The organism is Rhodanobacter sp. T12-5, from assembly GCF_008329435.1.
Lineage (GTDB): Bacteria > Pseudomonadota > Gammaproteobacteria > Xanthomonadales > Rhodanobacteraceae > Rhodanobacter.
The window spans coordinates 1-12,667 of the sequence record NZ_NPKN01000011.1; the positions used below are offsets into that span (position 1 = coordinate 1).

Annotated in this window: 11 protein-coding genes; 10 read left to right on the plus strand and 1 reads right to left on the minus strand. The window is 64.7% G+C overall.

Annotated features, from left to right (window positions below):
• The first annotated feature begins 214 nt into the window (after positions 1-214).
• Entirely contained in the window at positions 215-1,714 is a 1,500-nt protein-coding gene (gene glpK / locus CIW53_RS17280) for a glycerol kinase GlpK (RefSeq protein ID WP_149365973.1), read from the plus strand.
• Between the two features lie 59 nt (positions 1,715-1,773).
• On the opposite strand, the gene CIW53_RS17285 is transcribed toward glpK, so the two are convergent.
• Positions 1,774-2,709, minus strand: a complete 936-nt coding sequence (locus CIW53_RS17285; protein WP_149365974.1) for a carbohydrate kinase family protein — start codon at positions 2,707-2,709, stop codon at positions 1,774-1,776.
• Between the two features lie 277 nt (positions 2,710-2,986).
• Here CIW53_RS17285 and CIW53_RS17290 point away from each other — a divergent pair, with 277 nt between their 5' ends.
• The 9 genes from CIW53_RS17290 (at position 2,987) to CIW53_RS17330 (ending at position 12,644) form a co-directional block, all read left to right on the plus strand.
• A complete protein-coding gene (locus tag CIW53_RS17290; protein ID WP_149365975.1) occupies positions 2,987-4,033 on the plus strand; it encodes a rod shape-determining protein in 1,047 nt (348 codons plus the stop codon).
• Positions 4,034-4,308: 275 nt separating this feature from the next.
• Complete coding sequence (gene mreC, locus CIW53_RS17295; RefSeq protein ID WP_149365976.1) at positions 4,309-5,256, plus strand: rod shape-determining protein MreC; 948 nt, start codon at positions 4,309-4,311, stop codon at positions 5,254-5,256.
• On the plus strand, positions 5,253-5,738 hold the full coding sequence (mreD, locus tag CIW53_RS17300; RefSeq protein WP_149365977.1) for a rod shape-determining protein MreD: 486 nt from the start codon (positions 5,253-5,255) through the stop codon (positions 5,736-5,738). Before mreC ends, mreD begins: the two co-directional genes overlap by 4 nt.
• A gap of 16 nt (positions 5,739-5,754) precedes the next feature.
• Entirely contained in the window at positions 5,755-7,731 is a 1,977-nt protein-coding gene (gene mrdA / locus CIW53_RS17305) for a penicillin-binding protein 2 (RefSeq protein WP_149365978.1), read from the plus strand.
• A complete protein-coding gene (gene rodA / locus CIW53_RS17310) occupies positions 7,728-8,843 on the plus strand; it encodes a rod shape-determining protein RodA (protein ID WP_149365979.1) in 1,116 nt (371 codons plus the stop codon). Before mrdA ends, rodA begins: the two co-directional genes overlap by 4 nt.
• 258 nt (positions 8,844-9,101) lie before the next feature.
• Positions 9,102-10,112, plus strand: a complete 1,011-nt coding sequence (gene mltB, locus CIW53_RS17315) for a lytic murein transglycosylase B (RefSeq protein WP_149365980.1) — start codon at positions 9,102-9,104, stop codon at positions 10,110-10,112.
• Positions 10,109-11,023, plus strand: coding sequence for a septal ring lytic transglycosylase RlpA family protein (locus CIW53_RS17320; protein ID WP_149365981.1), 915 nt, complete (start codon positions 10,109-10,111; stop codon positions 11,021-11,023). The genes mltB and CIW53_RS17320 overlap by 4 nt, the downstream gene beginning before the upstream one ends.
• A gap of 77 nt (positions 11,024-11,100) precedes the next feature.
• Positions 11,101-12,354 carry a D-alanyl-D-alanine carboxypeptidase family protein gene (locus CIW53_RS17325; RefSeq protein ID WP_149365982.1) on the plus strand — a complete coding sequence of 418 codons (1,254 nt, stop codon included), beginning with the start codon at positions 11,101-11,103 and terminating at the stop codon, positions 12,352-12,354.
• Positions 12,354-12,644 carry a DUF493 family protein gene (locus CIW53_RS17330; protein ID WP_149365983.1) on the plus strand — a complete coding sequence of 97 codons (291 nt, stop codon included), beginning with the start codon at positions 12,354-12,356 and terminating at the stop codon, positions 12,642-12,644. Before CIW53_RS17325 ends, CIW53_RS17330 begins: the two co-directional genes overlap by 1 nt.
• Positions 12,645-12,667: the final 23 nt, after the last annotated feature.

Here is a 12,667-nt window from a genome sequence, read left to right on the forward strand (position 1 = left end):
GAAGTGAAACGCGCATGCGCCGATGGTAGTGTGGCTTTGCCATGCAAGAGTAGGTCACCGCCAGGGGCTTTATCCTGAAACACCCTCACCGGCAACGGTGGGGGTTTTTCTTTGCCTGGCGTTTGCGGGGCGACCGCACGTCAACCATCCCTCCCCCCAGCCTGTTGCCCCTGTTGCTACTCTTCGCTGACGAAGGTGTGCGAAGGGAAGGCTCGTGAAGCGACGTTACATACTGGCGATTGACCAGGGCACGACTAATTCGCGTGCGATCCTGTTTGATCATGCGGGCGCGGTTGCCGGGTCAGCGCAACGGGAGTTTCGGCAGATTTTTCCGCAGCCGGGCTGGGTAGAGCACGATCCACGGGAGATCCTGACCAGCGTGCTCGCAACGATCGCCGAAACGCTGGCATCAGTGCAGGCCGGGGGAGAAAGTCTGGCCGGCATCGGGATTGCCAACCAGCGCGAAACTACGGTGGTATGGGATCGGCATACCGGCGAGCCGGTCTACAACGCGATCGTGTGGCAGTCGCGGCAAAGCCTGGCCATCTGCGAGCGATTGCAGGCGGACGGCTATGCATCACTGGTGCGCGAGAAGACCGGGCTGTTGATCGATGCCTACTTTTCCGGCAGCAAAATCCGCTGGATTCTCGACCACGTTGATGGCGCCCGTGTGCGAGCCGAGCGAGGCGATCTGCTGTTCGGAACGATCGATAGCTGGCTGATCTGGAATCTCAGCGGCGGCAAGCGGCACGTCACCGATGTCAGCAATGCCGCGCGCACATTGCTGTTCGATATCCACACGAGGTGCTGGAACGACGAACTGCTGCGCATGCTGAACATTCCACGCTGCATGCTGCCGCAAGTGCTTTCGTGCAGCGAAGTCTACGGACAGACCGTGGCGCTGGCGGGCTTGCCGGTCGGGGTGCCGATCTGCGGCGTGGCCGGCGATCAGCAGGCGGCATTGTTCGGGCAGGCCTGCTTCGAGCCCGGCATGGCCAAGAATACCTATGGCACCGGGTGTTTCATGCTGATGCATACCGGAAAGCAGGCAGTGCCATCGCGACATGGCCTGCTGACCACGATCGCGTGGGAGCTGGACGGCGTCGTCGAATACGCGCTGGAGGGCAGCATCTTCGTTGCCGGCTCGGTGGTGCAGTGGTTGCGCGATGGCTTGCACATGCTCGAGTGTGCGGGCGATTCGCAGGCTTGCGCGGAAAGCGTGCCATCCAGCGAGGGCATCTATCTGGTGCCGGCCTTTGTCGGACTGGGGGCGCCGTATTGGCGCAGCGACGTGCGTGGCGCGATGTTCGGGCTGTCGCGCGGTACCCGCAAAGAGCATGTAGTGCGTGCGGCACTGGAGTCGATGGCCTATCAGTCGCGCGACGTGCTGGCCGCGATGGAGGCGGATGCCGGTATTCCGTTGAAGGAATTGCGCGCCGACGGCGGCGCGATCGCCAACGACTTCATGGCGCAGTTCCAGAGTGACATGCTCGGCGTCCCGGTGCTGCGTCCGCGGGTGGCCGAGACCACGGCGCTGGGTGCTGCGTATCTGGCCGGTCTGGCGGTCGGTTTCTGGGAGAGTCGCAAACAGATCGCCGAACTGTGGCAGGTGGATCGGTGCTTTCAACCCGCAATGGACGACTCTACCCGTGAGCGTCTGTATCGCGGCTGGCAGGATGCGGTGAACGCCACCATCGGCTTTCGCGTGGGTTGAAACGAACGAGGCTCACGCAGTACCGCGTGAGCCTCGTCGTCAAGTTGCCGGTGCGACGATCAATCCAGCGCGTAACCGAATTGGTCGAGGAACTTGGCGGCGAACTCGGCGTAATCGAAACGCTGGTTCTGCGTACCCGGATGTTCCACCTTCAGCGCGCCCATCAGCGAGGCCATGCGCCCGATCGTGGGCCAGTCCTTCTCGCGCATGATGCCGAAGATCAGGCCGGCTCGATAAGCGTCGCCGCAGCCGGTCGGGTCCACGATCTGGCGCTCGCGAGCCGGCGGGATGTGGTGGGTTTCGCTGCCGACATGGATGGTCGAGCCGCGCGGGCCCTGGGTCACGATGTACGCCGTCACCTGGTCGGCAATCTCTTCGGCGCTCCAGCCGGTTCGCGTTTGCAACAGTTGCGACTCGTAATCGTTGACGATCACGTAAGTCGATCTGGTGATCATCGAGCGGAACTCGTCACCGCTGAACAGCGGCATTGCCTGGCCCGGGTCGAAGATGAAAGGCACGCCGCGCGCAGCGAACTCATCGACATGCTGCAGCATCGCCTCACGGCCATCCGGGGCGACGATCGCGAAGTCGATCTCGGCGATGTCACGCACGTGGTTTTCCTGCGCGCTGGACATCGCGCCCGGGTGGAAGGCCGTGATCTGGTTGTTGTCCAGATCGGTGGTAATGAAGCATTGCGGGGTGAACTGGTCGTCGAACACGCGAACGCCGTCGAGCCGAATGCCGCATTGCTCCATGTGCAGGCGGTACGGCGCGAAATCCTGTCCGACGGCAGCCACCGGCAGCGGATCGCCACCGAGCAGCTTGAGGTTGTAGGCGATATTGCCGGCGCAGCCGCCGAATTCGCGGCGCATCCGCGGCACCAGGAACGACACGTTCAGAATGTGCATCTGATCGGGCAGGATGTGATTCTTGAACTGGTCCTGGAACACCATGATGGTGTCGTAGGCCAGCGATCCGCAGATGACGGCAGACATGATGTGCAGGAGCCCCCAGGCAAAGGTGGAAAGGCCGCGAGTACCGCGGTCGATGAGAAGTCGAACCGGGAGGTTCCGGTCAAAGGACCGAATGTTACCGCCATCGGCTCGCATTGGCGACTTTTCGCTGGCCGCCGCAGCTCACTTCCGCGTACAGGAAAAGCACTTATGGCCGTGTTGTAGAAGGATTTCTTAACGTGATTGTCCTTGCGTATGCGTAACACGCTGACTAGACTGGCGAGCTTACTTTTTAGCCAAGCCGACCCACGGCGGACCCATGTTCAAGAAGTTCCGCGGCATCTTTTCCAACGACATCTCCATCGATCTCGGTACGGCAAACACGCTCATTTACGTGCGTGGCCAAGGCATCGTGCTGAACGAACCTTCGGTGGTGGCGATCCGCCAGGACCGTGGCCCCGGTGGCCCGCGCACGATCGCGGCCGTCGGCAGCGACGCCAAGCGCATGCTCGGCCGCACGCCGGGCAACATCGCCACCGTACGGCCGATGAAGGACGGCGTGATCGCCGACTTCACCATGACCGAGGCGATGCTGCAGCACTTCATCAAGCAGGTGCACAAGTCGCGCTTTCTGCGGCCGAGTCCGCGCGTGCTGGTCTGCGTGCCGTGCGGCTCGACCCAGGTCGAGCGCCGTGCGATCAAGGAATCAGCGGAGGGTGCCGGTGCGCGCGACGTGTTCCTGATCGAGGAGCCGATGGCCGCGGCGATCGGCGCCGGCATCCCGGTGCACGAAGCACGCGGTGCGATGGTGCTGGATATCGGCGGTGGCACTTCCGAAGTCGCAGTGATCTCGCTCAACGGCATCGTCTATTCGCAGTCGGTGCGCGTGGGCGGCGACCGTTTCGACGAGGCGATCATCAACTACGTGCGGCGCAATCATGGCACCCTGATCGGCGAGTCCACCGCCGAGAAGATCAAGCTGCAGATCGGCTGCGCGTTTCCGCAGGGCGAGGTCAAGGAGATCGAAATCTCCGGACGCAATCTCGCCGAGGGCGTGCCGCGCATGTTCACGATCAACTCCAACGAGATCCTCGAAGCGTTGCACGAGCCGCTCGCCGGCATCGTGGCAGCGGTGAAGTCCGCGTTGGAACAGACCCCGCCGGAGCTGTGTTCCGACGTCGCCGAGCGGGGCATCGTGCTCACCGGTGGCGGCGCGCTGCTGCGCGATCTCGATCGGCTGATTTCCGAGGAAACCGGTCTGCACGTGCAGGTGGCCGACGATCCGCTGACCTGCGTGGCGCGTGGTGGCGGCAAGGCGCTGGAGCTGATTGATCAGCACGGCAGCGACTTCTTCGCACCCGAATAAGGCGAGAGCCTGCTCATGGCCTTCGAGTGCCCCGCGTTGCCATTGAGTGGCTGTCAGGTGGTAGAGCGCGGCGCCGGCCTGCTTGGCTGGCAGGCCAAACCGCGCGCTGCCGCATGGCGGTCGCTCAATGGCAACCCGAAGGGCCGGGTCTGTTTGCCCGCATGCCGGCGTCATCGTTCGGTCGTGGACGGACGTCCACTTCCTCTCTCTTCCTTGGCCTGCGCGCAAACAGCTCCCGGCGCGGGGTACTCGAAGACCATGAGCAGGCTCTAGTCATGGCGCGTACGCGCGACGAGTCTTCGCCGCTGTTCGCCGGCAATGCCGCCGGCACGCTTCGGCTGATCGTCTATCTGGCCTTGGCCATGGTGTTGATGGTGCTCGACCAGCGCAATGGCTGGTTGTGGCGCGTGCGCTATGCCGCGTCAGCCGTGGTCGAGCCGGTATACCGCCTGGCCGGTCTGCCGGCCTTGGGTATCCGCACGATGAGCGTGGCGTTTGCCGACCGCCAGCTGTTGACCGAACAAAACCAGCGCCTGCGCGAAGACCTGCTGCTGGCCAACGCCAAGTTGAACCGGATGGCCGCGGTCGCCGAACAGAACCAGCGACTGAAGGAATTGCTGGATACGCAACACAGTCTCAAGCTCAACGTGCAACTGGCGCGGGTTGTAGGCGTGGACCTGGGAGCCTATCGCTATCAGCTGACCTTGAACATGGGCGCTCGCGACGGTGTCAAACCGGGCCAGCCGGTAATCGACGCGCATGGGGTGATGGGGCAGGTGAAAGAGGTGCTGCCGACCACCTCGGTGGTGATGCTGATCACCGATCCGTCGCATGCGATTCCGGTGGTGATCGAGCGCTCCGGCCTGCGCACGGTGGCGTACGGCTCGCGCGACGGCAACCAGCTCAGTCTGCCCAACCTGCCACTGGTGGCCGACGTGCGTGTGGGCGACAAGTTGCTTACCTCCGGCCTTGGCGGGCGCTTTCCGCCCGGCTTCCCGGTCGGCGACATCGTGTCGGTCGCGCCGGCGGCCACCGGGATGTTCCAGGTCGCCCAGGCCCGGCCGGCGGCGGATATCGATCGCAGTGAAGATGTGCTGTTGCTGCACGACCAGGCCGAGCCAGACGGTCCGCCGGCGCTGGTGACCCCGATGGGTCCACCCAGCAATCTGGCTCCTGATGCGGCGCCGGCAGCATCGTCGTCAGCCCATGGGGCGCAGCCATGAACAAGCAGCGCCTGAGCTTGTGGTGGTTTGTCGGCACGCTGATGTTTGCGCTGCTGTCGATGCTGGTGCCGCTGCCGCGCGTGCTGGAACCGTTCAAGCCCTACTGGCCGGCGCTGTTCCTGTTGTACTGGTCGCTGGAGTCGGAGGATCGGGTCACCCTGGGGCTTGCTTTCGTGGTGGGGCTTTGCGCCGACCTGTTCAACGGCGTGGTGCTGGGCGAGCAGGCCCTGCGCCTGTGCGCGCTGGTATTCATCGCCTTGCGCTTTCGCTCGCGGCTGCGTTTCTTCCCGATGTGGCAGCAGACCCTGGCCGTGCTCGCGCTGTTGTTGAACGATCGCATCCTGTTGCTGATCGTGCGCGTGCTGGCCGGTGCATCGTTGCCGCCGGCCAGTTGGTGGATATCGCCGTTCGTGGGCGCCGCCCTGTGGCCGTTCCTGTTCCTGCTGCTTGATGATCTGCGCGCGCGCCTGCGGATTCAATGAGACATGAACCAGTGACATGAAGATCCGCCGATCGATCAAGGACAACCGCGGCGAAAGCATCCTGTTCCGGCGGCGCGCGCTGGCCGGTTTCGTGTTGATTTTGCTCGGCCTGTGCCTGCTGATCGCTCGCTTCACATTTCTGCAGGTGATGCATCATGACGAGTTCGTCACCCGCTCGCAGAACAATCGCGTCAAGCCGCGCGCGATCCCGCCTGCGCGCGGCCTGATCTATGACCGCAATGGCATTCTGCTGGCGGACAATGTGCCGGCGTTCCGGCTCGAAGTGGTGCCCGAGCAGGTCAAGGACATGCCCGCACTGCTGACGCGCCTCGGTGCAGTAGTGCCGCTGGGGCAGGACGATCTGGACGCGTTCCACAAGCAGCTGGAGCAGAGCCGCCGCTTCGAGAGCGTGCCGCTGAAGATGCACCTGACCGAAGACGAGATCGATCGCTTCGCGGTGAACCGCTGGCGTTTTCCCGGCGTGGACGTGGTGCCCTATCTGACTCGCCGGTATCCGCAGGGCAAACTGTTCGCCCACGTGGTGGGTTACGTCGGGCGCATCGACGCGGATGACCTGGACCGACTCGACCCGGTGCGCTACAAGGGCACCAGCCACGTCGGCCGCAGCGGCCTGGAGCGGTCCTACGAGGACGTGCTGCATGGCACGCCCGGTTACGAATTGCTCGAAGTGAATGCCGATGGCCGCACCCAGCGCGTGCTCGAAACGCACGCGCCGACGCCGGGCAAGAACCTCTACCTGAGCCTGGACGCGCACCTGCAGAAAGCTGCCGAGATGGCTTTCGATGGCCGCCCCGGCGCAGCGGTGGCGATCGACCCGCGCAATGGCCAGGTATTGGCCATGGTCAGCGTGCCGACATTCGATCCCAACCTGTTCGTCAACGGCATCAGCCAGCCCGATTACAGCGCATTGACCAACAACCCGGACAAGCCGCTGTACAACCGTGCGCTGCGCGGGGTCTATCCACCGGGCTCCACGGTGAAGCCGCTGATCGGCCTGGCCGGTCTGGAAACGGGCATGCGCAAGCCCGGGGACACCGTGCTGTCCACCGGCGTGTTCTACATACCCGGCCAGTCGCGCGGCTATCGCGACGATCAGCGTGGCGGCGTGGGTACGGTGAACCTGGTGCAGGCGATCGAGATGTCGGTCAACACCTATTTCTACAAGCTTGCGATGGACATGGGAATCGACCGGTTCAGCGCATTCATGGGCAAGTTCGGCTTTGGCCGTCCGACCGGGATCGACCTGCTCGGCGAATCGTCCGGCGTGCTGCCCTCGCGCGAGTGGAAAGCGGCAAACCTGCACCAGCCGTGGTATCCCGGCGAGACAGTGATTGCCGGCATCGGCCAGGGTTTCTGGGCGGTCACGCCGCTGCAGCTGGCGCACGCGATTGCCACCTTCGCCGGCCACGGCATACCGTATGCGCCGCGTCTGGTGATGGCGACGCAGGGCGTCGCCAGTGCGAAGCCGCAGCCGCTGGCCAACCCGCCCAGCGGGCCGTCGCTGATCCGCAATCCGGCCGACTGGGACGTGGTCAACCAGGGCATGCAGATGGTGATCTACGGCGACAAGGGCACCGGGCGCAAGCTCGGCATCGGCTTTCCGTACCTGATGGCCGGCAAGAGCGGCACTGCCGAGCGTTATTCGCGCACCTCCGATGCGTACAACAACAACCGCAACACGGCCTATCTCGCCAGCCGCCATCGCGCCTGGTTCGTCGCGTACGCGCCAGCGGACAACCCGCAGATCGCCGTCGCCGCATTGCTCGAATCCGGTGCCTGGGGGGCGGAGGCGGCCGGGCCGATCGTGCGCAAGATTCTCGATGCATGGCTGGCCAGCCACGGTGGCGTGATTCCGGGCAGCAAGCGATTGCCGACCGTTCCCGCGGGCTCCGAGCAGCAGGCTCCAGTCCCCGATATCGATGATGCGACGGAAGACGTGCCGGCGCAGGCCTCTACCGGAGCGACGCCATGATCGAGGTGCTGTTCGCGCGCGTGCACCGATTCCTGCGGCGCATCCTGACCCGGCCACGGATCGACCTGCCGCTGACCTTCAGCCTGATCGTGCTTGCCTCGATCGGCCTGGTCACGCTGTACAGCGCCGGCGACGGCAGCCTCGCCCTGGTCGGTGGCCAAGCCGCTCGTTTTGCCCTGGGCGGTGCGCTGCTGTTGCTGATCTCGCGCATCCCGCCGCCGGTGTTGCGCAGCTGGACGCCGTGGTTGTACGCGATCAGTACCGGCCTGCTCGTCGTGGTGGCGATCCTGGGCGAGGGGCGTGGTGCCAATCGCTGGCTGGACCTGGGCGTCATGCGCTTCCAGCCGTCGGAACTGCTCAAATTGACCATGCCGATGATGGTCGCCTGGTATCTGCATCCGCGCCAGTTGCCGCCGGGCTGGAAAGACATCGTGGCGGTCGGCATCCTGATCGCGATTCCGGCCGGCCTGATCGCCGAGCAACCGGATCTCGGCACGGCGTTGCTGGTCGCCGCCGCCGGCGCGTTCGCGCTGTTCCTGTCCGGCATGGCGTGGTGGCGCATCGGCGTGCTGATCGGCGCAGTGGCCGGGATGGTTCCGGTGGCCTGGCACTTCCTGCATCAATACCAGCGCGATCGCGTGCTGACCCTGCTCAATCCGGAGTCCGACCCTCTCGGCAATGGCTGGCACATCATCCAGTCGCAGATCGCGGTGGGTTCCGGCGGCATCTTCGGCAAGGGCTGGCAGCACAGCACGCAGTCGCGGCTGGATTTCCTGCCCGAACACACCACCGACTTCATCTTCGCCGTGTTCTCCGAGGAGTTCGGCCTGATCGGCGTGATCGCGCTGATCGCGCTGTACGCCTTCATCATCGGCCGCTGCCTGTGGATTGCGATGGAGTCGCGCGACACCTATTCGCGCCTGCTCGCCGGTGCGATCGGCATGAGCTTCTTCGTCTACGTCTTCGTCAATGGCGGCATGATCACCGGCATGCTGCCGGTGGTCGGCGTGCCGCTGCCGCTGATCAGCTACGGCGGCACGTCGGCGGTGTCGCTGCTGGTCGGTTTCGGCGTACTGATGTCGATCCACGCGAACCGCAAGATGCATCTGTGAACGTCGAGCCCATGTTCGCGCCGCATGCGGCCGGCGGCGGCTCAGGGCTTGTGAAGAAACCACTTTCCTGTGGTTTTCTTCTATCGCGAGTCCGGCGCATGTCCGGACTCGCTCACGCGGATCAGGCACTTGCGTGCCCGATCCGCGTCCGGCCATCCCTGGCCGGGCTTCGAGGTTGAAAAATCACAACCTCTCAGGCTGAAGATGCGTGCGTGTTAGGCTTTCGAGGAAGCCGTTTTCTGTCAGCGAAGAGCCTGCATGATCGTCATTTCCGCGCCGCGCCCGGTCCATGTTCTTGTCGCCCTTGGCCTGTTCCTGCTCGGCGCACTGTCGCCGCTGCTGGCGGCCACCCATCCCGGTCAGGCCGAACTGGTGCGCGAGGTGGCGCGCGATACCGGCAAGAGTCCGCAGGCGCTGAACGCGCTGCTCGATGGCGCGAAGATGCAGCAGAGCATTCTCGATGCGATCAGCCGCCCGGCCGAGGGCAAGCCGTGGAAGGATTACCGGCCGATCTTCCTGACCGACAAGCGCATCGACGATGGCATCGCGTTCTACCGCGATCATCGCGCGCTGCTGGAACGCATCGGCCGGCAGTACGGCGTGGCGCCGGCATACATCGTGGCGATCGTCGGGGTGGAAACCAGCTACGGCCGCAACACCGGCAAATACAAGGTGCTCGATGCGCTGGTCACGCTGGGCCTGCACTACCCGCCGCGCGCGAAATTCTTCCGTGAACAACTGAAGGAGCTGCTGGAGATGCCTGACAACCATCTGGCCGGCCCGCTCGACACGCTCACCGGCTCGTATGCCGGGGCGCAAGGCTGGGGCCAGTTCATGCCCACCAGCATTCGCGATTTCGCGGTGGACGCGGATCAGGATGGCCGCATCGACCTGCAGGGCTCGTTGCCGGACATCTTCGCCAGCGTGGCGAATTATTTCGCGAAGCACGGCTGGGTCAATGGTGGCCCGGTGGCGGCGCGGGCGCAGCCGGACGCCGGAGCGCGGGTGCTTGCCGTAAAGGACGCCACCCCGCAGTGGCCGCTGGAACAACTGGAGGCGTGGGGCTACGCGCCATTGCAGGCGCTCGATCCCGGGCAACCCACCAGTTTGCAGGTGCTCGAAGGTCCGGCCGGGCCGGAATACTGGTTCACCTTCCAGAATTTTTATGTGATCACCCGCTACAACCGCAGCCCGTTGTACGCGATGGCAGTGCATCAGCTGGCGCAGGCGATCATCACCGGCGTGGCAGCGGCGGACGTTGCCCGATGAGGTTGATGCACACGGCGGCGATGCTGACCGGCGTACTGCTATTGTCCGCCTGCAGCGGCCACAAGACCCGGCCCGTGTCGCAGCCGCGCGCCGGCTCGGCGCCTGTCCGTGCGGCTGCCGGTGCCGGCCACGCGACCGAGCGCTTTCGCGACGACATCAATCAACCGCAAAGCCGTCGCTATCGCGACAACAGCGACAGCGTGCCCGGCGACGTGCCGGACATCGGCAAGCTGACGGAGCCGGTGCCGAAGGTTGAGCCGCGTTCGCTGTACGGCAACAAGTCGCCGTACACCGTGCTCGGCCACACCTATCGCGTGCTGCCCACGGCGCGCGGTTACGACGAGCGCGGCATCGCCTCGTTCTACGGCAACAAATTCCACGGCTACAAGACCTCCAGCCTGGAGACCTACGACATGTACGCGTTCAGCGCGGCCAGCACCACGCTGCCGCTGCCCAGCTATGCGCGCGTCACCAACCTGGAAAACGGCAAGAGTGTGATCGTGCGGGTCAACGACCGCGGGCCGTTCCACCAGAACCGCCTGATCGATCTGTCCTATGCCGCGGCCGTGAAAATCGGCATCTGGCCGAAGGGTACCGGTCTGGTCGAAGTCCGCGGGATCGACCCCGCCCATCCCGGCAAGGAACTGCCGCCGCCGGCTGTGGTCACAAGCGGACATCCGGGGATCTACCTGCAAGTGGGCGCGTTCGCCGATGTCACCAATGCCGCCCGGTTGGCGCAGCGTTTACGCGGAGCCGGGCTGGACGACGTGCAGACCAGCGATGTCCTGGTCGATGGTCGACGCGTCCGCCGCGTGCGGGTGGGGCCACTGCAGGATGTGGGTCGCGCGGATGCCGTCAGCGCGCGAATCGAGGGCATGGGTCTGCCCAGGCCGCAGGTCGCGGTAGACTGAAGCGGATTTGCACCAATGTTTTCACTCATGTCGACGCTCGCGACGCCGATATTCAAAAGACTGGACTGAACAACACGATGAAATTTTTCCGCCGCAGCCTGCTTCCCTTTGCCGCCGTCGTTCTGCTGGTCGGCGTTGCCGTCGCCCAGACCCCGCCGCGTCCCTCGCCGGTGCCCCGCCCGACCGTACCGGACGCGCCAGTGCCGCCGCCGCCGGATGTCGATGGCAAGAGCTGGGTGCTGATGGATTACGCCACCGGGCAGATCCTGGCCAGCAAGGAGCCCGACCTGCGCGTCGAGCCGGCTTCGATCACCAAGATCATGACCGATTACGTGGTCTCGGCCGAGGTCGCCAACGGCAAGATCCACATGACCGATCCGGTGACCATCAGCGAGCACGCCTGGCGCGGCGGTGGCGCCGGCACCGACGGCTCCACCAGCTTCCTCAAGCTCAACAGCCAGGTGCCGCTGAAGGACCTGCTGTACGGCATGATCATCCAGTCCGGCAACGATGCGGCGATCGCGCTGGCCGAGCACACCGCCGGTTCCGAGCAGGCGTTTGCCGGTTTGATGAATGCATACGCCAAGCAGCTCGGCATGGTCAACTCGAATTTCGAGAATGCATCCGGCTACCCGATCGACAACCACTACACCACCGCGCATGACATCGCGATCCTGTCGCGCGCGTTGATCCACGATTTCCCCGAGGACTACGCGATTTCCGCCGTGAAGGAGTTCGAGTGGAACGGCATCAAGCAGCACAATCGCAACACCTTGCTGTGGCGTGACCCGAGCGTGGACGGCATCAAGACCGGGCACACCGCGGCCGCCGGCTACTGTCTGGCCGCCTCGGCCAAACAGGGCGAATCGCGGATGATCGCGATCGTGATGGGGGCCAGCAGCGAAAAGGCGCGTGCGGACTCGGCGATGGCCCTGCTCAACTACGGCTTCCGTTTCTACGAGACGCACAAGCTGTACGACAACAGCAAGCCGCTGGCCACGCCGCGGTTGTGGAAAGGCGCGATGAACCAGTTGCCGATCGGCGTCGCCGACGCCGTGCTGGTGACGGTCAAGCGCGGCCAGTACGACCAGCTCAAGGCGACCATGGACATACCCGCCACGCTGATTGCACCGTTCAAGAAAGGCCAGCAGGTCGGCACGCTGCGCGTCACGCTGGCCGGCCAGCCAGTGCAGAGCGTGCCGCTGATCGCGCTGGCGGATGCGCCGCAGGGCGGCTTCTTCTCGCGCCTGTGGGACAGCATCCTGCTGTGGTTCCACAGCGACAAGAACGCCACCACCGACGCGCCAGCCAAGGGCACGGACGCGAAGTGATGCAGCCGATCGACTTCAGCAAGGCGAAGCAGGACGGCCAGGGCTTCCAGTTTCCCGGGGAGTTCGAGATCACCGCGGTCGGCAATGCCAGCGCCAACCTGCCGACCCACGTGCCGCAATTGCTGGAGCGTGCCGGTCTGCACGTGCTCCACGAAAGCGTGCGGCATCGTCATTCCGGCGCCGGCAATTTCGTCTCGGTCACGGTCAGTTTTCGCTGCGAAAACCGCGAGCAATATGACGCGGCGCACGCAGCCCTGCGCGAAAGTCCGGACGTCCGCTACACACTTTGATCCATGAACGCTGAGCGAATCGC

Coding starts and splice junctions, on each gene's coding strand:
- rodA (WP_149365979.1), top strand. CDS start 7,728: ATGATCGAGGTGCTGTTCGCGCGCGTGCACCGATTCCTGCGGCGCATC.
- mreD (WP_149365977.1), top strand. CDS start 5,253: ATGAACAAGCAGCGCCTGAGCTTGTGGTGGTTTGTCGGCACGCTGATG.
- CIW53_RS17290 (WP_149365975.1), top strand. CDS start 2,987: ATGTTCAAGAAGTTCCGCGGCATCTTTTCCAACGACATCTCCATCGAT.
- CIW53_RS17325 (WP_149365982.1), top strand. CDS start 11,101: ATGAAATTTTTCCGCCGCAGCCTGCTTCCCTTTGCCGCCGTCGTTCTG.
- CIW53_RS17330 (WP_149365983.1), top strand. CDS start 12,354: ATGCAGCCGATCGACTTCAGCAAGGCGAAGCAGGACGGCCAGGGCTTC.
- CIW53_RS17285 (WP_149365974.1), bottom strand. CDS start 2,709: ATGTCTGCCGTCATCTGCGGATCGCTGGCCTACGACACCATCATGGTG.
- mltB (WP_149365980.1), top strand. CDS start 9,102: ATGATCGTCATTTCCGCGCCGCGCCCGGTCCATGTTCTTGTCGCCCTT.
- CIW53_RS17320 (WP_149365981.1), top strand. CDS start 10,109: ATGAGGTTGATGCACACGGCGGCGATGCTGACCGGCGTACTGCTATTG.
- mreC (WP_149365976.1), top strand. CDS start 4,309: ATGGCGCGTACGCGCGACGAGTCTTCGCCGCTGTTCGCCGGCAATGCC.
- mrdA (WP_149365978.1), top strand. CDS start 5,755: ATGAAGATCCGCCGATCGATCAAGGACAACCGCGGCGAAAGCATCCTG.